The 25034-nt window shown below is 36.3% G+C and carries 30 protein-coding genes and 4 pseudogenes; 30 read left to right on the top strand and 4 right to left on the bottom strand.

What is annotated here, in order from left to right:
- Positions 1–280: pseudogene (locus tag ACFW0C_RS06525) on the bottom strand (IS6-like element IS1216 family transposase); the annotation flags it as partial.
- A 377-nt stretch (positions 281–657) separates the two neighbouring features.
- On the opposite strand from ACFW0C_RS06525, the gene ACFW0C_RS06520 reads away from it, so the two are divergent.
- The 13 genes and pseudogenes from ACFW0C_RS06520 to ACFW0C_RS06460 all read left to right on the top strand — a co-directional run.
- Entirely contained in the window at positions 658–780 is a 123-nt protein-coding gene (locus tag ACFW0C_RS06520; protein ID WP_378106314.1) for a hypothetical protein, read from the top strand.
- A gap of 201 nt (positions 781–981) precedes the next feature.
- A complete protein-coding gene (locus tag ACFW0C_RS06515) occupies positions 982–1203 on the top strand; it encodes a hypothetical protein (RefSeq protein ID WP_378106312.1) in 222 nt (73 codons plus the stop codon).
- 12 nt (positions 1204–1215) lie between these two features.
- Entirely contained in the window at positions 1216–1419 is a 204-nt protein-coding gene (locus ACFW0C_RS06510; RefSeq protein ID WP_378106310.1) for a hypothetical protein, read from the top strand.
- Between the two features lie 14 nt (positions 1420–1433).
- Positions 1434–1628, top strand: a complete 195-nt coding sequence (locus ACFW0C_RS06505; RefSeq protein ID WP_271735785.1) for a hypothetical protein — start codon at positions 1434–1436, stop codon at positions 1626–1628.
- 190 nt (positions 1629–1818) lie between these two features.
- A complete protein-coding gene (locus ACFW0C_RS06500; RefSeq protein WP_378106308.1) occupies positions 1819–2199 on the top strand; it encodes a hypothetical protein in 381 nt (126 codons plus the stop codon).
- 93 nt (positions 2200–2292) lie between these two features.
- The gene (locus ACFW0C_RS06495) at positions 2293–2526 is read left to right on the top strand and encodes a hypothetical protein (protein WP_048729921.1); all 234 of its coding nucleotides are present in this window, start codon (positions 2293–2295) and stop codon (positions 2524–2526) included.
- Between the two features lie 288 nt (positions 2527–2814).
- A complete protein-coding gene (locus ACFW0C_RS06490; RefSeq protein WP_271735783.1) occupies positions 2815–3225 on the top strand; it encodes a GNAT family N-acetyltransferase in 411 nt (136 codons plus the stop codon).
- 48 nt (positions 3226–3273) lie between these two features.
- Positions 3274–3435, top strand: a complete 162-nt coding sequence (locus ACFW0C_RS06485) for a DUF2087 domain-containing protein (protein WP_334311746.1) — start codon at positions 3274–3276, stop codon at positions 3433–3435.
- Between the two features lies 1 nt (position 3436).
- Complete coding sequence (locus ACFW0C_RS06480) at positions 3437–3790, top strand: DUF6176 family protein (protein ID WP_378106305.1); 354 nt, start codon at positions 3437–3439, stop codon at positions 3788–3790.
- Positions 3791–4365: 575 nt separating this feature from the next.
- Complete coding sequence (locus ACFW0C_RS06475; protein WP_378106303.1) at positions 4366–4698, top strand: bacteriocin immunity protein; 333 nt, start codon at positions 4366–4368, stop codon at positions 4696–4698.
- Positions 4699–4990: 292 nt separating this feature from the next.
- Complete coding sequence (locus tag ACFW0C_RS06470; RefSeq protein WP_002415339.1) at positions 4991–5161, top strand: hypothetical protein; 171 nt, start codon at positions 4991–4993, stop codon at positions 5159–5161.
- Between the two features lie 634 nt (positions 5162–5795).
- Positions 5796–6377 carry a thioredoxin family protein gene (locus tag ACFW0C_RS06465; protein WP_378106301.1) on the top strand — a complete coding sequence of 194 codons (582 nt, stop codon included), beginning with the start codon at positions 5796–5798 and terminating at the stop codon, positions 6375–6377.
- A gap of 1 nt (position 6378) precedes the next feature.
- Positions 6379–6876, top strand: a pseudogene (locus tag ACFW0C_RS06460) (IS6-like element IS1216 family transposase); the annotation flags it as partial.
- Between the two features lie 152 nt (positions 6877–7028).
- Here ACFW0C_RS06460 and ACFW0C_RS06455 read toward each other — a convergent pair.
- A complete protein-coding gene (locus ACFW0C_RS06455; protein ID WP_378106299.1) occupies positions 7029–8288 on the bottom strand; it encodes a cytochrome P450 in 1260 nt (419 codons plus the stop codon).
- 201 nt (positions 8289–8489) lie between these two features.
- Here ACFW0C_RS06455 and ACFW0C_RS06450 point away from each other — a divergent pair, with 201 nt between their 5' ends.
- The 6 genes from ACFW0C_RS06450 (at position 8490) to ACFW0C_RS06425 (ending at position 11768) form a co-directional block, all read left to right on the top strand.
- Positions 8490–9059: a hypothetical protein gene (locus tag ACFW0C_RS06450; protein ID WP_378106297.1), complete on the top strand. Its 570-nt coding sequence runs from the start codon at positions 8490–8492 to the stop codon at positions 9057–9059.
- A gap of 72 nt (positions 9060–9131) precedes the next feature.
- Positions 9132–9359 (top strand): AbrB/MazE/SpoVT family DNA-binding domain-containing protein, encoded by a 228-nt coding sequence (locus ACFW0C_RS06445; protein WP_378106295.1) that lies wholly within the window; start codon positions 9132–9134, stop codon positions 9357–9359.
- The gene (locus tag ACFW0C_RS06440) at positions 9356–9745 is read left to right on the top strand and encodes a type II toxin-antitoxin system death-on-curing family toxin (RefSeq protein ID WP_378106294.1); all 390 of its coding nucleotides are present in this window, start codon (positions 9356–9358) and stop codon (positions 9743–9745) included. The genes ACFW0C_RS06445 and ACFW0C_RS06440 overlap by 4 nt, the downstream gene beginning before the upstream one ends.
- 263 nt (positions 9746–10008) lie before the next feature.
- Positions 10009–10131: a hypothetical protein gene (locus ACFW0C_RS06435; protein ID WP_269105043.1), complete on the top strand. Its 123-nt coding sequence runs from the start codon at positions 10009–10011 to the stop codon at positions 10129–10131.
- 236 nt (positions 10132–10367) lie between these two features.
- Complete coding sequence (locus ACFW0C_RS06430) at positions 10368–10781, top strand: Ohr family peroxiredoxin (protein ID WP_378106292.1); 414 nt, start codon at positions 10368–10370, stop codon at positions 10779–10781.
- 24 nt (positions 10782–10805) lie between these two features.
- Positions 10806–11768, top strand: a complete 963-nt coding sequence (locus ACFW0C_RS06425; protein ID WP_269105044.1) for an NADP-dependent oxidoreductase — start codon at positions 10806–10808, stop codon at positions 11766–11768.
- A gap of 139 nt (positions 11769–11907) precedes the next feature.
- Here the strand turns inward: ACFW0C_RS06425 and ACFW0C_RS06420 are convergent.
- Positions 11908–12591: pseudogene (locus ACFW0C_RS06420) on the bottom strand (IS6-like element IS1216 family transposase).
- A 62-nt stretch (positions 12592–12653) separates the two neighbouring features.
- Between ACFW0C_RS06420 and ACFW0C_RS06415 the strand changes: the two are divergent.
- The 3 genes from ACFW0C_RS06415 to ACFW0C_RS06405 all read left to right on the top strand — a co-directional run bounded on the left by ACFW0C_RS06415 (position 12654) and on the right by ACFW0C_RS06405 (position 13483).
- Positions 12654–13070, top strand: coding sequence for a hypothetical protein (locus ACFW0C_RS06415; RefSeq protein WP_069286710.1), 417 nt, complete (start codon positions 12654–12656; stop codon positions 13068–13070).
- Between the two features lie 20 nt (positions 13071–13090).
- On the top strand, positions 13091–13264 hold the full coding sequence (locus ACFW0C_RS06410) for a hypothetical protein (protein ID WP_256090450.1): 174 nt from the start codon (positions 13091–13093) through the stop codon (positions 13262–13264).
- A 75-nt stretch (positions 13265–13339) separates the two neighbouring features.
- Positions 13340–13483 (top strand): hypothetical protein, encoded by a 144-nt coding sequence (locus ACFW0C_RS06405; RefSeq protein WP_256090451.1) that lies wholly within the window; start codon positions 13340–13342, stop codon positions 13481–13483.
- A gap of 1409 nt (positions 13484–14892) precedes the next feature.
- On the opposite strand, the pseudogene ACFW0C_RS06400 reads toward ACFW0C_RS06405, so the two are convergent.
- Positions 14893–14958: pseudogene (locus tag ACFW0C_RS06400) on the bottom strand (hypothetical protein); the annotation flags it as partial.
- A gap of 8 nt (positions 14959–14966) precedes the next feature.
- Here ACFW0C_RS06400 and ACFW0C_RS06395 point away from each other — a divergent pair.
- From ACFW0C_RS06395 to tcrB, 8 genes are all read left to right on the top strand, one after another.
- Complete coding sequence (locus tag ACFW0C_RS06395; RefSeq protein ID WP_311798405.1) at positions 14967–15728, top strand: NAD(P)-dependent oxidoreductase; 762 nt, start codon at positions 14967–14969, stop codon at positions 15726–15728.
- An 88-nt stretch (positions 15729–15816) separates the two neighbouring features.
- Positions 15817–16188, top strand: coding sequence for a general stress protein (locus ACFW0C_RS06390; RefSeq protein ID WP_311798404.1), 372 nt, complete (start codon positions 15817–15819; stop codon positions 16186–16188).
- Positions 16189–17347: 1159 nt separating this feature from the next.
- A complete protein-coding gene (locus ACFW0C_RS06385) occupies positions 17348–18685 on the top strand; it encodes a DUF1541 domain-containing protein (protein WP_378106290.1) in 1338 nt (445 codons plus the stop codon).
- 69 nt (positions 18686–18754) lie between these two features.
- Positions 18755–19213, top strand: a complete 459-nt coding sequence (locus ACFW0C_RS06380; protein ID WP_378106288.1) for a DUF305 domain-containing protein — start codon at positions 18755–18757, stop codon at positions 19211–19213.
- A 369-nt stretch (positions 19214–19582) separates the two neighbouring features.
- Positions 19583–20038 (top strand): CopY/TcrY family copper transport repressor, encoded by a 456-nt coding sequence (locus ACFW0C_RS06375; protein ID WP_069286685.1) that lies wholly within the window; start codon positions 19583–19585, stop codon positions 20036–20038.
- A gap of 12 nt (positions 20039–20050) precedes the next feature.
- Entirely contained in the window at positions 20051–22516 is a 2466-nt protein-coding gene (locus ACFW0C_RS06370) for a heavy metal translocating P-type ATPase (RefSeq protein ID WP_083227257.1), read from the top strand.
- A gap of 84 nt (positions 22517–22600) precedes the next feature.
- Positions 22601–22807 carry a copper chaperone TcrZ gene (tcrZ, locus tag ACFW0C_RS06365; protein ID WP_002335389.1) on the top strand — a complete coding sequence of 69 codons (207 nt, stop codon included), beginning with the start codon at positions 22601–22603 and terminating at the stop codon, positions 22805–22807.
- A 138-nt stretch (positions 22808–22945) separates the two neighbouring features.
- A complete protein-coding gene (tcrB, locus tag ACFW0C_RS06360) occupies positions 22946–25003 on the top strand; it encodes a copper-translocating P-type ATPase TcrB (protein ID WP_378106287.1) in 2058 nt (685 codons plus the stop codon).
- The last annotated feature ends 31 nt before the right edge of the window (positions 25004–25034 follow it).

Raw genomic sequence — 25034 nt, 5'->3', positions numbered from 1 at the left:
CGATGGCTCGATACAAATAATGCCATTTTCCTTTAATTTTGATGTACGTTTCATCCATTTTCCATGAATAAAAGGATTTTTTATTTTTCTTTTTCCAAATTTGATAGAGTAGTTTGCCATATTCTTGCACCCAACGATAAATCGTCGTATGAGAAACGTTAATGCCACGATCATATAAGATTTCTTGAACTTCACGATAGCTAAGGTTATAACGAAGATAGTAGCCCACGGCTACAATAATCACATCCTGCTGAAATTGCTTTCCTTTAAAATGATTCATCGTTATTCCTCCTGCTATCTTTTTCTATTATTCTACCTTATTTGATAGTAGATTTAAAACTTTGCAACAGAACCGAGATTGATAACTATGCTGACTTTTTGATGATTTGTATTCAACATTCTGACGATTGGTTTGATGTTGCAATCAATCATAATACTTTAGCAATCAACAAGATGATTGACGGTATGTGGTTGAAAAAGAAAAACGAATTTAAATAATAAAAAAGCCTCCTAATTAGCTATTTAAAAAAATGTAAAAACTATATAAAGAGAATTTTTATAAAGAAATTTAAAATAAAAAACATTGAAAGTGATTATAAAATAAGTTATTTTATAATCGCTTATAACTAATGGTGTATTAACAAGGGAGGATATTATATGTTTTTTAGAGCAAGGAAAAGTTTAATTATTGGAGTTTTATTTTTAACTATATTTACTATTGTGTTTCCTGTATTTGGAGCAGGTGTTGCCTATGCTAGTGAAGTTAATGATATTCAATAAGTAGAAGAGAATATTGAAATCACATATGATAAACAAGGAAATCCTTTAATAACTGTTTATGAGGAAGATGTTGAAAGTTCTGGTGATATAGTCTTATATTCTACTGTCACAGCAGGTGGGAAAGTAGTTGCTAAATGGGATTCTTGGAATAAACTATTTACGTTATCTAATACTTTTGTTGCAAATGCTATAAATGCAGGAGTGCATGGTGGTATTTTAGGGATAGTTAGTAAAATTCCATTAGGTGGTTCAGTTTTAAAAGGTTTGTTAACTGCTGCTGGATGGACATCAGCAGCTGGTAAAGTAGGTTCTACGATTGCTAATCATTGGGATACAAATAATAATGGTAAAGTAGAATTTTATACGAGAAGAGGTAGAGGATATCGAGGAGAAATTGTAGCTACACAACATCAGACTAGGTAGGTGCTAACTATTTTGAATAATATAAAAGAATATTTTTTAAAACATCCATATATAGCTTTTATAATAAAATATTCGGTTATAAGCATTATTGCTATTGTTGCAGTAACGTTATTAGGAGATCCGATTGATGATTTAAATCGTTTATCTATTCCAGTATTTTTATTTATAGTTGGTTTAATTAATATTTGGCGAAATAAAGAAAAGAAAAATGGCTAGGAGATTTTTGAAAGATGACTGGTAAATTTAAAAATGAATTATTAACTGCTGTTGCAGATAATGATTTAAAAAACATTATTCAGTTAAGAAGATACTTTGAAAATCATAGTTATGAATTTACGTTCAAAAATATTACTCATTTTCATCAAACAATTAGTGATAACGTTGATGTTTTTAGTTTATATTTTGAGGGTAATCTTCAAAATTAAATGCACTTAAATATAAAAGCCCCCTGACGAAAGTCGAAGGGAGTTTTTATTTTGGTTTGAGGTTTGCAGACCTACTGAAAAAGTAGGGCAGCAAACCTCAAACAGGTATCAGCTAATTGACCCAATGGGGTCGCTGATACTCGGCTTGAAAAGCCGACTAGCCGTCTGCAAGACCTCCTCGAGAGAGCCCGTGCAAGAACTCATTGAACAATATGTTGAAGAAAATGAATTAGTTTCTGCTTATGGACAAGAAACTATTCAACTGGTTAAGAATTACAGTTTTAGTGAGCTAGAACAATTTAAAGTCTATATTGATAAATTCTATTTTGGTTGGAAATCAGCTGAAAAAGATACTAGCATTAAAATTAATCCCTACGAAAAAGCAGCATTACATGATGAACTCGCAAATACCTTTAAGCGTGTTATTATCCAATTCAATCAAGGCAAAACGAAAGATATCAATAGTTACTTGTATATCTCTTTAAAAAATGTCTTTAAGGACTATGCAGAAACTCAACAAGAAAATCCAACTGATTTACCGCCAGTACCATTAGATAAGTGGCTAGGATAATCATTAGAAGCAATTACTTGCGTTCTAAGGCGATTTAGAACGCAAGTAATGTTTATGTTAATACAGTCGTTTAAAACGCAAAGGAGAGCAAATATGAGAGTATTATGTCTAATAGAAAAAGTTGAAGGAAACCAAATCACTTTATATAATCCTGAAACCCAAAATAATATCACTTTGAGTGTACCTGATGATGAAATTTATATATATGAAAGTGCGTTAAAAGAAGCAGAAGATGAAAGTTTATTTGTAGACGACTTTAATGAGCCAGCATTCGCTTTAGTGTATTACGATACAGAAACTGAAAATATCTCATTTGAAGGAGAGTAGTAATTATAGCATGGTTGAAAAAGATACTTGTGTTAGGAATTGGAGTTGGATTGTATATCCTGAATCAGCTCTTGAAAATTGGAGACAATTGTTAGAAGTCAGACGATCTTTTTAACTGTTTATTTACGTTCTAATCGGTATAAGTCTTTTAAAAAAATAGATAGAGAAACTGGAGAAATATTGGAATGATGGATAGAGAAAAATTTGTATTTTGAAAGGTTCCATAAGACAGTTGATAAATTATGGAGTGACTATTCAGTATAAAATTTGAATAGGGAGTTAATAAAAATGACAATAAATTTCAGTATAAGTAAAGATATCGATATTAAGCAATTAGAAGAATTATATAATGACGTTGGTTGGGGTGCGTATACTCAAGATTTGGAAGTATTAAAGCAAGCTATATTACAATCGTTAGATGTTATAACTGTTTGGAATGACGATAAATTAGTAGGTCTTATTAGGGCTATTGGAGACGGATTAACGATTTTGTATATACAAGATATACTTGTTTTGAATGCTTATCAGAATAAGGGTATTGCAAGTGAATTATTGCAAAGAATATTAAATAAATATAAAAATGTTCGTCAAAAAGTTCTTTTAACTGAAGAAGCTTCTGATGTTAGATATTTTTATGAAAAGAATGGTTTCGAATCCTGTGATCAGGGATTGTTAGTTGCGTTTGCTAAAATGAACTAAATTGTGATCTGGAGAGTGGCTTAGCCACTCTTTTTTTGTTTTGGCTTTATTGAACGAAAAAACAGGATATACTCAGAAAAAGAAGTTAATGAAATATTAAAGCCAATCTATACCGATTTCGCAATAATTAGGAGATCCCTTATAGATTATGGTTTTATGGAACATAATCAAGATTGTACTGAATACTGGATAAAGGCTAAGGTGAAATAAAATGAACGTAGAACTTACTAGATTTAAAGTCAAAGAAGGAAAAACAGAAAAAGTTGATGAATGGATAAAGTTCCTAAACGAAAATATGAAAGATGTTTTGGTTACTCTCGAAGGCGAAAAAATGTATGTAGAAACCATCTTTAGAGAAACGCTTAATGGTACTGAATATTTGTATTGGTATTCAGTGCAAGGGGAAAATGGTCAAGACGTTGAGGAGTCCCAGCATTGGATTGACAAAAAACATTTAGAGTATTGGAATGAATGTGTAGACCCGTCCTTTAGACCAGTCGACCTTACGACAGAACCACATTTGTTCTTTATAAAGAGGCCTAATTCTTACTCTCCCAAGGCCTAAAAATCATCTAAACATATATCTAAACATTATCTAAACAAAGATAAATTAAACATTTATCTATTTATCATATTTTCCTTAAACAAAATTTCGATAAAAAAACTATAAAAAAAAGAGAAAAGAAAAAATAAAAAAGGACGCCTTGCTGACGCAAGCCATTAAAAAAAGGGGCAAAGGCCCTTAAACCCCTTATTTTCAAGAAAAAGGGGGATCGTTGTATGAGAATGTTTGAAAATCTAAGTAATCTCGGATAAATTTCTGCATTTACTAGCATGCTAACGCATGGTCAAGGGTTAACACCCTTAACAAACCCCTGAAATACGCTCAGAAGCAAATGAAAGGGTATAAGTAACGTGATTTACTCATTTAGCTATATTTCTATCTAATATGATTTGAATTACACTAATCACCTTTAAAATCAAAATTTTAGGGGGGTTAGAGGCATTTTAAAACTACTATAGGGTATTTATATGCAATCATGTATAAAACGTCATAATCGCCCCTTAATTTGCGTATTTGGGATATGATATATTATAGAAGTCGACTCACCGCAAAAAAAATACGAGGAGGTGCTACAATTGCAAAGTGCTAATGATAAAGATATTTTAATTTTAATTTCTGATTTAATCTCTAAAATTAATAAAAGAAATCAAAATAATGCAGGCGTAAAACAAGCAATAAAGTTATTAAATACTTCGAAAGATAGAATTGAAAAGGGTAAAGAAACTCCAGAAGCGGAATCACGAGCTTTATACCAAACTTTATCAAGTATTTTTTTATTTGAACAATTACAATTTACAAATCAAGAATATAAATTATTAAAAGAAATAGAAAAAATTGCGCATCGAAAAGGTGCAAAAGGTGGATTTGAAACATTATCTACTACTAACGCTTGGCCAAAACCCTTTTAATCTATAAAAAAAACCAGTAGTTCACGCTACTGGTTTTTTTATAGATAGAACGATTTCAAAAAATACGTTTTAAGTTAAAACTATGTAACAGCAAGCACAGTCATTGTCATGACAAAATCTAAAATTAACTCTTTTGGGAAATTCTCAATCCCTGATTAAAAACAAAAGGGCGAACTTATACATCAAGAAAAAAATGAATAGAAAATAAAAAAGAAGGGCCTTTTTTCGTATAAAATGACCAAACTCTAAATGTTGTATAATAAAAGTACAATACAGAGAGGAGGAAATATATATGGGGCAAGCTAAAAAAGAATTGGCTGAACAAGAAGCTAAATTAGCAAGAAAAGACAAGTACTTAGAAAAAAAGGGATACAATAAATGCGTAGAATGCCAAGAAATGTTTATACCTAAAGATGGTGAAATCATCTGTGGAGATTGTTGGGAAAAGAAAGTGGCAGATTAAACAAAAAAGACCTCATTTTTTTCTTCCCTGTTGTCAGTGAAATGTTGGTGAACAATGAAATTAAGGTAGGGCGCACTTATACACCACTTTTCAAGTCGTGTTATTTTCTTCGAAAAGCGTGCGCAAAAAAACCCCCTTCGTCATTTTTGACAGGGGGTTTTTTGATGTAAAAATTTCTATCGAAATTTAAAAATTCGCTTCACTCATGTTATAAAGACTTAAAATAAAACAACTCTTTAAAATCTTTTGCTAGTTGTTCTTCAGTATTTTTTCATTCGGTGTATCTTCCAAGTAAAGTATAACCCACTATACTTTACATGGTAAAGTGTGGGCTCTCCGAGGGGTCCTGCAGACGCCTATTTCGGCTCTTTTGAGCCAAGAATCAGCGCACCCTTATGGTGCAATTAGCTGATGCCATTTAAGTTTGAGTGGTCTCTAAAAATTGTCGCCTCTCAAACCTCAAAATAAAAAGAAAACCCTCTTCGACTTTTCGTCAGGGGGCTCTTTATTATCTTTTACTACAACATCATTTTTTCGATGTGAAAACATTAAATTAAAATTAGAAAGCCCTTGCATTTATATAACTTATATTTTAAACTTCAATAAACAATTTTTCATTGAAAGGGTTTTTTAAATGAAAAGAATTATATTACTAGCTACTTTATCATCTTTGCTTTTAGGTTGTGCTGGACAAATGGATGAACAAAATACAAGTAATAACTCTGATGATACTACTATAAGTTCAGAACAAAATAACCAAAATGAGGAAAAAGAAATCGAATCTTACCGCAATATTGTTCAAAATTTTACTACAATAAGTGCAACAGAAATCACAGATAAAATAAATAAAGGAGATGCTTTTTATTTATTTATCGGAAAAGAAACTTGCCCATACTGTCGAGAATTTGCGTCAAAATTAGAAGAAGCTACTGAAATATTTGAAAATGGTTCTTCAGATCCAGAAACAGGTGTAGAAGGGAAAATCTATTATTTAGATTTAATAAATGAAGACCCCGAAACTGCAGCAAAATTTGCTTCAGAATATAAAATTAACAGCGTTCCTGCTTTCCATTATTTTGAAGGTCAAATTTATCATAGTGAAATTGAAGATATTGATAGTGAGAATATTACAGTCGATGAAATTAAAGAATTTATAAATACACCATATTACGATGAACACATCACTACAGCCCCGGATATTAGTATCGATAATTGAGAAAAAGAAAAATAAAAAATCCTTTTATTCATGGAAAATGGATGAAACGTACATCAAAATTAAAGGAAAATGGCATTATTTGTATCGAGCCATCGATGCAGATGGTTTAACATTGGATATTTGGTTACGTAAAAAACGGGACACACAAGCAGCCTATGCTTTTCTTAAGCGGTTAGTGAAGCAGTTTGATGAACCGAAGGTTGTAGTCACAGATAAAGCCCCCTCTATTACAAGTGCCTTTAAGAAACTAAAAGAATACGGCGGCTTTTATCAAGGGACAGAACATCGTACCATTAAATACCTGAATAATTTGATTGAACAAGACCATCGTCCAGTAAAGAGACGCAATAAATTCTATCGAAGTTTACGCACTGCCTCTACCACGATTAAAGGCATGGAAGCCATTCGAGGATTATATAAGAAAACCCGAAAAGAAGGCACTCTCTTCGGGTTTTCGGTCTGTACTGAAATCAAGGTATTATTGGGAATCCCAGCTTAAATCATAGATACCGTAAGGGATTTTATTCTTTATTTAAAACTTTGCAACAGAACCTTTTTCTTTATATTGTTAATAATAAGTCTTTTAGAAAGTGTAATTAGGAATAAAAAAGAGGCTGGGACAAAAGCCTCTTTATTGCTTATAGCTTATTTTTATTCTTTAAAAAGTAATGATCGATCTTTCGGATAGGTTGGGAACTGATTCATTGGAATTTCCCAATCCTGCTCCGGAATCGAGAACTCATTCTTATTGACTAAATGATCCGAGAATACTCGCATACTATGTAAAGTGATCCATTCTCCCGCACAACGGTGCATTTCTCTGAATTTTCCTCCACCTTGAGCAATCATTTCATATTCTTCTTCATAAGATAAATCTTTTGCACGCCCTAGATAGCGACGAATTTCAAACTTTTCTGGGTCATTTACAGTTCGTTCATCATGATTCGTACCATAAAGGTCTAAAACTGTCCAAGTGTCTTTAGGAATATGGTAACCATTGATTTCAACATCATCAATTGCGATTGCTGGTAGCATTGGGAAGAAAGGATAGTATCGACGCATCTCTTGAATGAAAGGATCTTGTAAGTTTTTAAAGTCAGCTTTCAACTCATCATATACACCGTCCTTAGCAAATAAAGCATGTCCCATCAATGCCATCCAGACAGTTAAAGCGACTGTTGGACGAATAATGTTCAGTAATTCAACTGCCGCAACTTCTAATGGCAATAATTCTCCCTCTAAATCTGTCGCTTGAGCGAAAGTATATAAAGCTAAATGTTCTTTGCCTGGAACAGGATTTTCGCGAGCTTCTTTAATTAACTCTTGTGCCCACTCTTCCGAATCATTTCGATCAGAAATTCCTTTAATATGATCGGTTGGTGAGGTAATTGCTCCACTGATCATAGAAATTTGTTTCTCAGCTAAATCTTTAATCTCATTTTCACTTAAACGATCCAAGTTAATCCCAGACCATTCTGCAACGGCTTCAAACAACACTAGATTCGCTAACTCAAATAATTCAAACTTTCCGTGTTGTGCCTCCATTTTTTCTGTTAGGTGTCTGTCTAAGATTTCAGCGTACTCATCCATCCGTTCTGGGACCATTAAGTCCATAAAATAATTCTTTCGATGATGATGAGCTTCACCATCTAAGGTTTGAACGCCATCTTCTCCAAACAAGGTTTTCAATACAGGTTTAGGCATTGCCCCTTCACGTTTAAACTTTGTTGGATCATAGAATTTCTTAGCAGCTTCTTCACCATATATCGTAATTATTTCTTCAGTTAAAAATTTTGCTTTTGCTACCGGAGCATCGACATCTTCACGAATCACTGATAAAAGATTATAACCGTGATCAAATAAATCTTTCGCCTCGGTCAGTTTAATCTTTGTTTCTGGTACTTCCTTCATTGTACATTCTCCTTTTTCTTTTCTGATAAATTAACTATAAGACTCACGTGGGTCTCTTTCAAGCAAAAGCTTCGTGAAAAGAATGTGAAAATACGATGAATCCGCTTTCTAAATGAGGCTGGGACAAAAGCCTTAAAAAATGAAAAAGCGCTGCAGGAGACACCAGTCTTAGAATACCAAGCTGAAATGACGGCCTATGTGGTGGCACATGCGTTTGGCTTAGATACGAAAGCCCATTCCTTGCACTACACGGCACAATGGACGCAGAATTTAGAACACGTGACGGAACTCGAAACGGCTCTGGAAGAAGTAAAGCATGTTTCTCATACCCTTATTTCACGTTTAGAGACACTTTTAGAGCATGAACAACTAAATGTGCAGGTAAACTTAAAAGACGCGTCAAAATCAAAAAATAGCGCGCTAGCACAGGCTTTCTTTTCTATTTATACGATTGAACCCATTACGCAGATTGGGACACAACGTGTTTATGATTTAAAGCTGCATTCAAAAACAACGGGACCACAGAAGTATCGGATTCTCACGACAAAAAAACCTAATGAAATTGCACACACATGGGTGGGAGAAAAAAGTGGCACCGACTGGTTAAAGGAGCATGCCCTTACCGCATTTGTTGAGAAACATCCTGGAATCACCTCGCCGCAAGAAAATATAGCGACACTTGAAAAAATGATAGCGGGAGAAGCACAGCCATTTAATCATTTTATGAAAGAGACGCGTGAGAGAACCAGTCAAACAGAATTAAGGTATTAAAATACATACGTATATACTTGAACCATTTAATACATACGTATATACTATTCGTATGAGGTGATAAATATGAAAATGATTCAAAGAAGTACACGTAAATCGGGACACAGCGTGATTACGACACTCCCACCCGATGTCTTACAGCAACTCAACTTAAACTTGGGTGATTCCATTGAATATGTTATCAAAGATGGTCACGTTGAAATCCGTAAAGCTGCCGAAAAAGAAGACGATTTTTTAGCAACGGTTAACGCAGTGATGGATGACTACAATGTTTCACTTGAAGGACTCGTTAGCCGATGATCCGTTATTTAACTGAACGGGAATTAGTTATGATTAATACGCTGCAGATTCAACGCTACAGCCCTGAGGAGCAGATCGGCGTAAAGGAGCCAACCGCTTTGAATATGTGTGTCGCTTTACCGAAACAGGCTGTATTTGATAAAGAACTTTATCCGACTCTGTTTGATAAAGCAGCCATATTGTACCAAAAAATAGTTCAGAAACACTGTTTTCACAATGCCAATAAGCGGACCGCATTGGTTGCGGTTCATACATTTTTACGTTTAAACGGTGTGACGTTAAACGTTAGCAATAAAGAAATAGAAGACTATACGGTAGCGATTGCTACAGATAAAGACCTTACATGGGAAGCTATTTCTTCATGGCTCGAAGTGCATTCAAAATAGATTAATATTACAGCGATTAAAAAGGAGCGAACTGTTATGTTCTGGCTAATGAAGCTAAACTTGATCATACCCGCCCTACTAACGAAAATGTTGAACGCGAATTATTCGTAACGGACTTTGATTACTTAGAGGACAATTACGTTAGAAGTGAAAATATAGCTGCTACAATCTATAACGGCAATCCATACACTCTATATTCAGAAGAATACTTAGCTAGTAAACTATTCAATACTTGGAAAAATAGTCCAGGACATTACGAAAATATGATGACTAACTATACAGATATGTGGGTATCTATCCAAATTGGAGATACTCCTGAAGGAACAAAAGGTATAGGGGTACAAGATTACGTCTACGGCGTGAATGTATTTGGTTATCAAGATTAATAAAAAACCAGTCTTAGGACTGGTTTTTTTATTGCTATTAGTTACGCTATTACACTATTATACTATCTTACTATTACACTATGTTAGTATTACACTAGTCAAGTCCATAATCCTGTGTAAAATAAAATTAATAGTGAGGATAGTAGCAAATTTTTAACTTTCTCAAATACAATTAAATTGTGTACAATGTATTCAGTAAGGTAAAACCAAACAAATGTCAGAAAGTAGTAATAGATATGAAAAAAGTTTTTTCAACAAAAATGATTAATACAGGCGGACGTAACGGTGAGGTTCATTCTCCTGATAATTCTTTTGAAATGACAATCGTTGCTCCAGGACACAAAGTAGCAGGTGCGACAAACCCAGAACAATTATTTGCAGCTGGATATAGTGCTTGTTTTAACAGTGCTTTGGATTATGTGAAAAAACAAGCACAAGTAGATGGTGAATCAACTATTGAAGTAACTGTTTCACTATACAATTTGAGCCAAACTGCATTACCTGATGTTCAATTAGGTGTTGAAATCGAAGGCCACATTGAAGGAATTACTTTAGAAAAAAGCCAAGAATTATTAGAAATCGCACGCCAAACATGCCCTTATTCTCGTGCAACTCGTGGAAATATTGAAGTATCAGTAAAAGCAATCTAATTTTATTCGAAAGGATGAAGCAAGATGACAACGACAAAAGCAGTCGTAATTAATCAATACGGCGGGAAAGAACAACTGACAGATGCAACTGTGACGTTACCTGAGTTATTCGCTCATCAAGTGTTGGTTAAAGTAAAAGCAACTTCGGTAAATCCAATTGATTGGAAGTTACGTGAAGGATATTTGCAACAAATGATGCCATGGGAATTCCCGATTATTTTAGGCTGGGATGTTGCAGGTATCATTGAAGAGGTAGGTTCACAGGTTTCTGACTGGAAAGTTGGTGATTGGGTTGCCGCTAGACCAGATACGACTCGGTTTGGTACGTATGCAGAGCACACAATTGTTGATGATCATCTTCTAGCAAAATTACCGGAAGAAGTATCATTTAAAGATGCAGGTGCACTACCTTTAGCTGGTTTGACCGCTTATCAAGCACTATTTACCCATGGGAAACTTCAAGCAGGACAAAAGGTGCTCATTCATGCTGGAGCTGGTGGCGTGGGAACATATGCGATTCAATTAGCGAAAGAAGCTGGCGCGTATGTAATTACTACGGCTAGTCCGAAAAATCATCAGCTATTAAAAGAATTAGGTGCTGATGAAGTGATTGATTATCATACGACTGATTTTGAGACTACTTTAAGTGAGATTGATTTGGTTCTTGACACAATGGCAGGAGAGGTACAACGAAAAAGCATCACTGTACTGAAGCCTGAAGGACGTTTAATCAGTATTCTTTCGATAGACGAAGATCCACGGATTCAAAAAAAAGGGATTCATGCTGAGGCTATCTGGCTGAAACCAAATGGCGAAGAATTAGCATCCTTAGTTAAGCTGATGGCTGAAAAGAAACTAAAAAGCGTGATTGGCGCTGAATTTCCGCTGAACCAAGCGGGGATTTATGCTGCACATGAACTCAGTGAAACGCACCATGCAGTAGGAAAAATCGTGCTAGTTGCTGAAACTGAATCAAATGCATATTAGGTCAAAAATGATCACGAATAGCAAGTATCGTAGTAATTCCTTGCTATGTTACTTGCTTTTTTTGGTTCTGTTGCAAAGTTTTAAAGGTTCTGTTGCAAAGTTTTAAATAAAGAATAAAATCCCTTACGGTATCTATGATTTAAGCTGGGATTCCCAATAATACCTTGATTTCAGTACAGACCGAAAACCCGAAGAGAGTGCCTTCTTTTCGGGTTTTCTTATATAATCCTCGAATGGCTTCCATGCCTTTAATCGTGGTAGAGGCAGTGCGTAAACTTCGATAGAATTTATTGCGTCTCTTTACTGGACGATGGTCTTGTTCAATCAAATTATTCAGGTATTTAATGGTACGATGTTCTGTCCCTTGATAAAAGCCACCGTATTCTTTTAGTTTCTTAAAGGCACTTGTAATAGAGGGGGCTTTATCTGTGACTACAACCTTCGGTTCATCAAACTACTTCACTAACCGCTTAAGAAAAGCATAGGCTGCTTGTGTGTCCCGTTTTTTACGTAACCAAATATCCAAGGTTAAACCATCTGCATCGATGGCTCGATACAAATAATGCCATTTTCCTTTAATTTTGATGTACGTTTCATCCATTTTCCATGAATAAAAGGATTTTTTATTTTTCTTTTTCCAAATTTGATAGAGTAGTTTGCCATATTCTTGCACCCAACGATAAATCGTCGTATGAGAAACGTTAATGCCACGATCATATAAGATTTCTTGAACTTCACGATAGCTAAGGTTATAACGAAGATAGTAGCCCACGGCTACAATAATCACATCCTGCTGAAATTGCTTTCCTTTAAAATGATTCATCGTTATTCCTCCTGCTATCTTTTTCTATTATTCTATCTTATTTGATAGTAGATTTTAAAACTTTGCAACAGAACCGTGATGACGATGCGAAGAAAATTATTGAAGCAGACAACATCGCTTTAAACTCAATCGGCGACGTTGAAACAAATAAACAAATTGAAAAGCTATTAAGCGAAACAAGCATTTCAGGTTCAGACTCAAGTGGTACAGTTGAAGAAACAAAACCAATTGAAGAGATGACCGCTGAAGAACGTGAAGCCGCATTGCTTGCTGAAGTCAACGAAGAGTCACTAGGTATTACGCAAGATACTTCAACAGTCGTGGCTTTAGAAAGTTTACGTGCATCAATCATCGACTTGAATTATCAAATCGCATTGTATGATGTAGAGTTAGATTATATTGACGAAGTTTCAATCAAACAAGATAGCATTGGTCGTGAAGCTGTTAGATATAATTTGTTAAGTCCATTCGATATTTAATTTAAAAGGAGCGTATAATCATGGCAAGAAAAATAGAACCATTACAAAAACGTTGGGCTAGTTTAGCAACTACTTTAAAGGATAGTAAGAACGATTTAGATTTCGGTAAGATCGATGTTCAGCTCACTGCTTCAGAACAAGAACCATTAAACGAGTTAGCAACGTCAATTAAAGAGATGGCAAAAGAGATGTGAGAGATTGCTAATCAACTTGATAAAGAGTTTGACCACTATGTTAATTCTAAACGTAACGATGCGATTGATTCTGCGATGTCAGATAGCGAAGTACGTGAGTTAGTTTTAGCAATGGCTTTAGAAAAAGGTCTAGTCAAAACGTTAGATCTTTCTTCAGAAGTTGAAACTGAGAACGAAGAACCAGTCGCAAATAATTCAGAACAACGCCAGGCAATTTAATCAGTAAAGAGAAATTCATATAATGTTTTTGATACCAGATGGTCGATGACTGTCTGGTATTTTTTTGTTTGTTATCGTGAAGGGCAGGGTGGGATGATAGCAAGTTCAAGCGAATCTAATCGTGAACCATTGGTTCATTTATCATCAGATCTAGCAATTTTCTCTTGTACCCTTCCTAGTCGATTGCCTCTAGTTACGTCAAATTTATTTCGAGCGACTCATCAAAAATATTCCTGTTCATTATATAAGTGTAGGCAAGGATCCATCCAAAAATCTCCTGTTCAAACCAAAAGAATAGGCAAGGCTCCATCCAAAAATCTCCTGTTCAAACCAAAAGAATAGGCAAGGCTCCATCCAAAAATCTCCTGTTCAAACCAAAATGATAGGCGAGGCTCCATCCAAAAATCTCCTGTTCAAACCAAAATGATAGGCGAGGCTTCGTCCAAAAATCTCCTGTTCAAACCAAAATGATAGGTGAAGCTTCATCCAAAAAACTCCTGTTCAAACCAAAATGATAGGCGAAGCTTCATCCAAAAAACTCCTGTTCAAACCAAAATGATAGGCGAGGCTTCATCCAAAAATCTCCTGTTCAAACCAAAATGATAGGCGAAGCTTCATCTAGCTTAGGCAAGGTTTTGAGAAAAAAATCTTGCATTCACTCCAAAGGGGTAGGCTAGGCTTCAGGTAAATTTCTTCAAAAAATTTCCAAAGGCATGGGTAGGCTTTAGGCGAATTTCTTCAAAAATTTTTCGAAGGCATGGGTAGGCTTTTTCAAAAATCTACTTAACTAAAGTGTAAGCCCTAAAGGAAAAAGGCACTTTTTCACAAACTTTTTGTTGATACAAGTCGCTTCAAAAGCCTATTAAATCAACGTTTAACCTGCATCAAGTAACTGCAAAAAGTGGTGCATTAGCGCATCAACTTGTATCAAGCTTGTATCAAGTTTAAGGGTGCTAAAAAGCAAGTAGGAATAAGGGTTTTACCCACTTCCGATTTAACTGTTGATACAAGGTTGATACAACTTGTATCAAGAAAATGATAAAAATGCACCATTTTCCCTTATGCTCTTCCAGTACTTTTAACCAATCACAAAGTATGCCTAGCTTACCTAGTAAAGCCTAGCAAGGCCAAACGGATAAAAGGGTATCTTTATTTGATTAAGTCTTCAAAGGTCATGGGCGCAAATTAAAGGGGAAATTTGGAAAGGGTCGGCAATATGATTGAGCAGAAAAAGGAAGGTTAGGTAGTCAGCCCTTGAATCATTTTAAAGAGGATCAAGGGAGGTTGTACGAGTTCGGTTTGAGTTTTAAAAGGGACCATGCAAAGAATGTATGGGACCGGTTAGAATTTTAAAGGGGCCATGGAAGGTTGAATGAGATCAGTTATCTTTTGACTTTTTCTGAGAGGTTTCATAAAGTTAGAGAAAAGTAATTCATGTGAATAACTGCGATGTTTGTTCTATTAAAAACAAGGAGGTTACACCATGGACAAGATTATGATCACCGGCGCAAGCGGTAACATAGGCAAAGTCTTAGTAAACCATCTTAAAAAGAGTTACGAGTTGACTTTGGTGGATATCAATTTCTATGACGTTAGACCGGAGCTTTTGGAGGGCACTATCGTCAAAGAGCTCGACTTGACCGTTGGCGAAAATTGGGAGGGTCTATTAGAAGGAATCGACTATGTTATCCACTTAGCGGGTAATCCTTCCCCCAATGCTGCGTTTGATGATTCATTGATTGAAATGAATTACAAGATGCCTTACTATTTATTCAAAGAAGCCTCAAAGAACGAGAACTTCGTTAAGCGGATTATCTTTGCAAGCTCTATTCATGCTGTAAATGCCTATCCGAAAAATGTGCAAGTGTCTGTCGATGATCCAGTCCGGCCAGGAGATCTGTACGGTGTCTCAAAAGTCTACCAAGAAAGCCTTGCCAGCTATTTCGCCTTTATAGAAGGGCAAGAATCAATTGGCATTCGTATTGGTAATTTCAATGAAAACCTTCATGACCCGATTGTTGATGAATCCGGGCTGTCCGAATACCTTTCCCCGCGAGACTTTTGCCACCTAGTTGAATGCGCTATCAGGGTTACGCTGACTGAACCGTTTTTATTGGTTAATGGGTTGTCGAATAATAGATTCCCGCGTCTAGACATTTCACAGGCAGGGACAGCCATCAGTTACCAGCCACGTGATGATGCCTTTGCACTGCAGGGCTTCTTTACTGACGAAAATAGAAATTAATTCTATCAAATTCTCCAAAAAAGAGCGCTGCTGTATATAAGAATCCATATTTCACTTGTTAAGTTTACTACGTATTGAGGGGGACCTTATGGGAGAAGTTATAGAAGGACTTTATGCAACGTTGGAAGATGCTAGCCTTGCTATTGAGCGGCTTAAGAATCAAGGTTTTTCCTCTTCTGATATAACGGCTATAGCAAACGCAGATATATATGGTAATTTTAGTGACATAGTAGATGCAGATGTAACTATACACTCTCGTACAAAGAAAGATATTGAAGATTCTATATGGGAAAAAGTTAAAGGGATTTTTGTAAAAATGAAACAAAAGAAAGAAGCAAGTGACTTCACAGGTTCCACACAGACGGAAACAAAGCCACTATTCTCTTTTAATAAAGAAATTAATGCGGGAGCTGTAGTAATCTTAGTAAACGAGGAGGCTGACAATACTATAAATAAATGACAACTTAAATAAAATAGCAAAGAACATTTCATTTTAAGACATTTTCTAAAGAGGAGGCTCATTGTCAAGGTCAATCGGAATAGCATACGGAAAGAAGTTCTGCACCTTATAAAATTTGTCAAAAAGACTGTTGCCTTTTCAAGGGACCGTGCAAAGGGTGTATAGGATCGGTTAGAATTTTAAAGGGGCCATGGAAGGTTGAATGAGATCGGTTAGAATTTTAAAGGGGACCATGCAAAGGAAGTATGGAATCAGTTAGAATTTTAAAGGGACCATGCAAAGGAAGTATGGGACCAATTAGAATTTAAAAGGGATCATGGGAATATCAACTATGATTCCATTGAAAAAATAGATGAAGATTCTAAAAATATATTCGTAGAGATTCAAGAGCACCTCCGAAAATTACAATAACTAAATATTTCACCAATGAAGAAGACGAAAAAATATTGAAAGAAATATATATGTCTGGAAGATTATTAATCTATTTATATACGCCTGAAGTTATTTCCAATCTTGAAAATGTATTTCAATCTAAATATGCTGAAAGAATAGAAAATGAAAGTAATCCTTAAAAATAAAAATGCCGTGTAAAGCTCATATTTGCTCTGTGTGGCATTTTCAAACACACTAGTATGTATATATTCAAATATATTTGAAAAACTCTCTATATTGACCTACACATCCAAAAAATATAGAGAATCATTTACTAACTTAATTAATTCTCCATAACCACATTAAAAAACGTATTCATAAGTTAAGACTAATGATCATGGATTAATAAACATTACCTAATCACTTTTTGCCATATTCATTTCTTATAACTATAGGTTGTAACATAAATCTTAATGAAAGATATGGGCTTGACTGAACTTGTAAAAGAAGCACTTTAAAAACAATTAAAATTAGTGGGCATTAATAAGAGATTTATAGGTGATCTAAGGGATAATTTGTTGTCTTTGGTTTCTAAATTAATCTACGTGTTTATTATGGAATCGCTTTTTAAATATTGATGAGATAATAAAAACAACGATAAGTCTTCATTTGTAATTGATAAAAATCAAAGTGTTTGACAATGATAAGGGGTAATTATAAACTACATGTAAGTCCATTCAACTACATTTGTAAACAAAGGTGGTATTACCAAAAGGAGAGAAATCGCATGAAAAAAACAATTATAAGTAGTCTTTTATCTGTAGCATTATTAAGTTCTTATCCACTAGTGAATAAGGTAGGCGCGAATACACTTGATGATGCAGATAATGCTGCTCAAACTGGCTCGAAAACGGTGGCTAGCGAAACAACGGATAAATCTCAAACAGGCCACGAAGGTATGGAACATGATGAATCTGGGGAAATTCCAGAAGGATTGGCAGAAGCAGAAAATCCAACTTATCCAGAAGGAAGCGAAGTAACGATTCAAACCGATCACATGCCAGGAATGATGGGAGCTACAGGTGAGGTTGTAGGTGCCTTTGATTCAATTGCCTATGAAATCACCTATAACGACACCAAAACAGGAGAGGAAATCGCCAATCACAAATGGGTTGTACACGAGGAAGTTGAAAATGCCCAAGACGAGCCTTACCAAGCAGGTGACGAAGTCGTTCTAGAAGCTTCCCATATGCCCGGTATGCAAGGGGTGACCGCAACTATTGATTCGGTAGAAGACACCACTGTTTATATGGTCACGTACACGGATACAGAAACAGGCGATACTGTTGAAAATCATAAATGGCTAGTAGAGGAAGAATTAGGGGAAGAAGTACAAGACTCAAGCCAATTTTGGAGAGCGCGTACAGTAGAAGAAGTACAAGCAGATGTTTCCCAATACGATACATTAGAAGAACTTCAAAATTACGAAGTGGTTTGGGGAGATACTCTCTGGGCGATTTCTCAAAGTACTAATTTTTCAGTAGACGATTTAACTGAAGTATTTAATATTAAAAATGCTGATTTAATATTTGCTAACTACACACTTGAAAATCAACCATCATTAGAAGATAGCTATGAGAACCAGATAATTAGCGAGTCCAAAAAAACAAGAGATATGGATAATATGGGAGATATGAAGCATGATGAGTCGGGAGAAATTCCAGAAGGCTTGGAAGAAGCTGAAAATCCGATGTACGAAGTAGGAGAATCTGTTATTCTTCAGCGCGATCATATGCCTGGAATGGAAGGTGCCGAAGCAACTGTTTCTGGCGTATTTGCTACGACGGCTTATGAAGTTTCTTTCAATCCAACCAATGGTGGAGAACGAGAGGAAAATCATCGCTGGGTTATCCACGAAGACATTTCTGAGTCAACCAAAGGCGCATTTGAACCTGGAGAAGAAGTGACATTAGAAGCCGACCATATGGAAGGTATGGAAGGAGCAACTGCAATAATTGATGACGCTGTAACTACGAATGTTTATATGGTGGATTACCAACCAACAGATGGCGGAGCAGTTGTTCGTAATCATAAATGGTTTGTTGAAGAAGAATTAGCTCAATAATCACTAGTGGTACATTAAAATACCTACCAAACTTAAAGTTTAAGAAATACTAGAAAAGGACGGATACTTATGAATAAATACCTAAAATTTGCCCTCATGATTTTAACTTCAACAGTCATTATGTACTTTCTAATGTTTGTGAATGTCAATGAATTTGCGCACATTTACTTTAGTCAAACCCGTGTTTATATGGCTATTTTTATGGGCGCAGTCATGGCTATCATTATGATGGGTTTTATGTGGAAAATGTATGATAATAAAAAATTAAACGCCGTTATAATGGGGCTTTCAGTCTTACTCGTGCTGGGATCGTTTGGGCTTATTCAAAACCAAGTTGGCATAGACGATACTGCTTGGATGAGAGCCATGATTCCACACCACTCTACCGCTATTATGACTAGTGAAAATGCCAATCTCACAGATCCACGAGTACAGCAATTAAGCGAAGAAATTATACAAGCACAAGAAGAAGAAATTGTTAAGATGGAACAATTAATTGAAGATATAGAAGAAAACGGAGAAGAATAAACATTCAATAAATTTAAAAAGTAAAAAGATCCCTATACACAAGAAGTCTATGATAACTTCCGTGTGTATAGGTTTTTTCTATTTTTCCGCTTTTTCTCAATTCTTGATTTCCTAAATACGATAAACAATTAAATTGCTCAATAGTGTTCATCATATTTAGAAAATATAATTTTAAAAATAAGGAATTCTAAAATCAATAAAAGTAAATCAATGGTGATCTTATAATTAGTATTGGGTAAAGATAGGAAAACAAAGGCAATAATAGCTGGTTACATTTATTAAAAAAAGACTTGACAAGAATGGTTTACAATAGTAAACTTATCTCAAACATTTACGTTTACGCATGTAGACAATAAGGAGGGAAAAAGAATGAGTACAATAGTAGTTAACCCTCATATCACAGATGCTGAATGGGAAGTTATGCGTGTAGTCTGGGCGAATGGTCGAGTGACTAGTAAAGAAGTCATCTCCATATTGAAAGAAAAAATGGACTGGAAACAAGCCACTATCAAAACGCTCTTAGGTCGACTGGTTGAAAAAGGCGTACTAAATACAGAGCAAGAAGGTAGAAAATTTATTTATACTGCCAATATTGAAGAGAAAGAAGCCGTAGGAAATTATACAGACGATATTTTCAACCGTATTTGTCGAAAGAATGTCGGGAATGTAGTAGGGAGTATCATTGAAGATCATGTCTTAAGCTTCGATGATATCCAGCGACTAGAAGAAATATTAGAGATGAAAAAAGCTTTCGCAGTAGAAGAAGTGGATTGTCAGTGTACAGAAGGGCAATGCGATTGCCATTTACATTGTCATGGAGAATAAGGAGCGAAAAAATTGGAGAATAAATCGTTTGCCATAGAAGGTATGACCTGTGCGTCTTGTGCGCAGACAGTAGAAAAAGCGGCAAAAAAAGTACGTGGGGTCACACAGGCTTCCGTGAACCTAGCAACAGAGAAGTTAAGTATAGAGTACGATGAACCAACTTTTTCGGTAGAAAATCTACAAAAAGCGGTGGATAATTCAGGGTATGAACTGATTGCCCAAGAGGGAAAGACGCAAACCTTTGCAATTGAAGGTATGACCTGCGCATCCTGTGCACAGACAATTGAAAAAGCTGTCGGAAAGTTGTCGGGCGTAGATAAAGCTTCAGTCAATTTAGCGACAGAAAAAATGCAAGTTTCTTATAACCCGTCAGCAATTTCAGTATCTGATGTGACTGGTGCTGTATCCAATAGTGGTTATGCAGCCGTATTAGAAACAACTGAGACTCAAGATAATTCACGAGCAGAGAAGCGTGAGAAAAAAGAAAAAAGAATGAAGCAACTTTCAAATCGTTTTGGGATATCCATTATATTTACAATCCCTTTACTAATTATATCCATGGGTCATATGGTAGGTATGCCTCTACCAAATATCGTTGACCCAATGATAAATGCATTTAATTTTTCTCTTTTACAACTTATTCTGACTTTGCCGATAATGGTAGTAAGCTGGGAATATTTCCAGAAGGGATTCAAAACCTTATTTAAAGGTCACCCAAATATGGATTCCCTGATTGCCCTTGGTACCGCGGCCGCTTTTGTATACAGTCTGGTAGCGACGATCGGGGCTGGCTTAGGTTACGGGAACTTTTCAGATTTACTTTACTATGAAGTGACTGGAGTTATCTTAACTCTTCATACGTTAGGGTTATTTTTAGAAGAGCGATCAAAGGGGCAAATGTCCTCAGCGATTGAAAAATTAGTCAACTTGGTTCCTAAAACAGCTCGAGTGATACGTAATGGTGTGGAACAAGAGATTACTGTGGACGAAGTCGCTTTAGGAGATGTTATTCGAGTTCGTCCGGGAGAAAGTATGCCTGTAGATGGTGTTGTTGTTGAGGGACGCACTTCAGTCGATGAATCAATGCTGACAGGAGAAAGTATCCCCGTGGAAAAGGAAAGTGGAGACGAGGTTATTGGGGCTAGTATCAATAAAAATGGTTCCATTGATTACCGCGCGACTCGAGTGGGAAGTGATACAACTCTATCTCAAATCATAAAATTAGTAGAAGATGCTCAAGGGTCTAAAGCACCCATTGCTCGAATGGCCGATATCATTACCAGATATTTCGTACCGATTGTTATAGCATTAGCCGTTTTAGCAGGGATTGCTTGGTTAATTGCAGGTCAATCTGGAATATTTACTTTATCCGTTATCATAACAACCCTTGTCATTGCTTGTCCATGTGCTTTAGGTTTGGCGACTCCAACAAGTATTATGGTTGGAACCGGAAAAGGGGCAGAACATGGTGTCTTGATAAAAAGTGGTGAGGCGTTAGAAACCACTCATAATTTAGACACGATTGTATTTGATAAAACAGGGACACTGACAGAAGGTAAACCTATCGTGACGGATATTTTGGTAACTCCTCTTATTACTAAAGAAAATCTTTTATATTATGCAGCTTCTGGTGAAACAGGTTCTGAACACCCATTAGGCGAAGCCATCGTACAAAAATCAAAAGAAGAGAACATGACATTAGCTAAACCAGATCATTTTGAAGCGATTCCTGGACACGGGATTCGAGTTGAAATTGAGGGCAAAGATATGTACATTGGAAACCGTAAACTGATGCTAGAGCAAAAGATTGATTTATCAAGCATGGAAAAAGAATCCAATCGTTTAGCAGACGAAGGAAAAACACCGATGTATCTCTCTGTTGATGGAGAACTAGCTGGAATTATCGCAGTAGCTGACACACTCAAGGAAAATAGTATGAAGGCTGTTAAAGAACTTAGAAGACGCGGTGTTGAAGTAATCATGATTACTGGAGATAACAAACGTACAGCCAAAGCGATTGCTAAGCAAGTGGGTATAGACAGTGTATTAAGTGAAGTATTACCTGAAGATAAAGCAGAGGAAGTCAAAAAACTACAAGAGGCAGGCAAGAAGGTAGCGATGGTTGGAGACGGCATTAACGATGCACCCGCATTAGCTCAAGCAGATATCGGTATTGCAGTTGGATCAGGTACAGACGTGGCGATTGAATCGGCTGATATTGTCCTTATGCGTAATGATTTAACCGCTGTATTGACTGCGATTGATTTAAGTCATGCAACGCTACGAAACATTAAACAAAACTTGTTCTGGGCTTTTGCTTACAACCTTGTAGGTATTCCAGTCGCGATGGGTCTCTTGTATATTTTTGGCGGACCATTGATGAGTCCAATGTTTGCGGCAGTCGCCATGAGTTTCAGCTCCGTATCGGTCTTGCTCAATGCTTTACGGTTAAGACGATTCAAACCAGCAGTTGTTTAGAAAACACGTAGCTTATCTGGGATTTAAACTTCTTCCTATTCTAATAATAGGAGAAGGTAAAAAAATAAAAAGGGGAATAGAATAATGAAAAAAGAAGTCTTATTAGATGGCGTAAAATGTGCAGGTTGTGCCAATACAGTGCAAGAAAAATTTTCAGCTATTGAAGGGGTTGAATCTGTAGAGGTTGATTTAGCGACTAAAAAAGCAGTACTTGAAAGTCAAACAGAGATTGATACCGAAACGCTCAATGCTGCTTTAGCAGAAACTAACTATTCAGTATTAAGTGTATAAAGTACGAATACCGTTTATTCATAGATAGTAGATAGAGATAAAATATAGAACCCTTTTCATGAGAATTATATGCAGTGTTAGATGAGAAAGTTCTAAAATTTTAAAATCAGTCTCTAATATAATAAGGAGGAATTAAAAATGAGTAATAACAAAAAACATTCGTCACATAGTCATCATAATCACGGCGACATGGATCACAGCAAGATGAATCATAGTGCGATGGATCACAGTGAAATGGATCATGGCGCAATGGGAGGGCATGCCCACCACCATCACGGTAGCTTTAAGGAGATTTTCTTGAAGTCACTCCCATTAGGAATTGCAATCTTACTCATTACTCCTATGATGGATATTCAGTGGCCTTTCCAAATTATCTTTCCTTATGCAGACGTTGTAGCAGCTGTATTGGCAACAATTCTATACATTTATGGCGGAAAACCATTCTACATGGGTGCGAAAGATGAGTTTAATTCAAAAGCTCCAGGCATGATGTCCTTGATTACTTTGGGAATAACGGTTTCTTATGTCTATAGTGTTTACGCAGTGGCCGCTCGATATGTAACTGGAGAACATGTCATGGACTTCTTCTTTGAGTTTGCAACGTTAATTTTAATCATGTTATTAGGACACTGGATTGAAATGAAGGCATTGGGTGAAGCAGGGGACGCGCAAAAAGCATTGGCTGAGTTGGTGCCGAAAGATGCTCATGTTGTTTTAGAAGACGATTCGATTGAGACTCGCCCTGTGTCTGAACTTCAGATTGGAGATGTTATCCGTGTTCAAGCCGGAGAAAATGTTCCAGCAGATGGAACGATCCAGCGTGGCGAATCACGTGTAAACGAAGCGCTTGTGACTGGGGAATCGAAACCAATTGAAAAAAATCCCGGAGATGAGGTCATCGGTGGATCAACCAATGGTGGCGGAGTCCTCTATGTGGAAATAAAGCAGACGGGCGATAAGTCCTTCATTTCTCAGGTTCAGGCATTAATCAGTCAAGCTCAAGGCCAATCTTCTCGAGCAGAAAATCTTGCACAAAAAGTTGCAGGATGGCTCTTTTATATTGCGGTTATTGTAGCGCTTATTGCCCTTGTCATATGGATGGTTATAGCTGATGTACCAACGGCAGTTATTTTTACAGTCACCACATTAGTTATTGCTTGTCCGCATGCCCTGGGTCTGGCTATTCCATTGGTGACTGCTCGTAGTACCAGCTTAGGGGCCAGTCGGGGATTATTAGTGAAAGACCGGGACGCTTTGGAGTTGACTACAAACGCAGATGTTATGGTTTTAGATAAAACTGGAACTTTAACAACTGGTGAGTTTAAAGTATTAGATGTTGAACTCTTTAATGATAAATATACGAAAGATGAAATCGTTGCCTTATTGTCAGGTATCGAAGGTGGATCTAGTCACCCTATCGCTCAGTCAATTATTAGTTACGCAGAACAGCAAGGGATACGTCCAGTAAGTTTTGATTCGATTGATGTTATTTCTGGCGCTGGTGTAGAAGGTCAAGCTAACGGACATCGTTATCAATTAATCAGTCAAAAAGCATATGGACGTAATTTGGATATGGATATTCCAAAAGGAGCAACCCTCAGTGTCTTAGTAGAAAACGACGAAGCAATCGGTGCTGTAGCTTTAGGGGATGAATTAAAACCGACAAGTAAAGACTTAATACAAGCCCTTAAAAAGAACAAGATTCAGCCGATTATGGCAACAGGTGACAATGAAAAAGCGGCTCAAGGAACTGCAGAAATTTTAGGTATTGATTATCTAGCTAATCAATCTCCTCAAGACAAATATGAATTAATTGAAAAACTTAAAGCAGAAGGAAAGAAAGTTATCATGGTCGGTGACGGGGTCAACGATGCACCTTCTCTTGCATTAGCAGACGTTGGTATAGCTGTTGGTGCCGGAACTCAAGTAGCATTGGATTCAGCCGATGTCATCTTGACACAGTCAGACCCTGGCGACATTGAATCCTTTATCGAGTTGGCTCAGAAGACCACACGTAAGATGAAAGAAAATCTTGTTTGGGGAGCAGGGTATAACTTTATCGCGATCCCAATAGCTGCAGGAATACTAGCACCAATTGGCATAACATTAAGTCCAGCATTCGGTGCCGTCTTGATGTCACTTTCGACTGTAATTGTTGCCATCAATGCTATGACATTGAAATTAGAGCCGAAATAAAACGAAGCAGGAACGAAAAAAGCACTGGCTG

Source organism: Aerococcus sp. NPDC058936, from assembly GCF_042741995.1.
Taxonomy (GTDB): domain Bacteria; phylum Bacillota; class Bacilli; order Lactobacillales; family Aerococcaceae; genus Aerococcus.
This window is presented reverse-complemented; position numbering and strand designations above follow the sequence as displayed.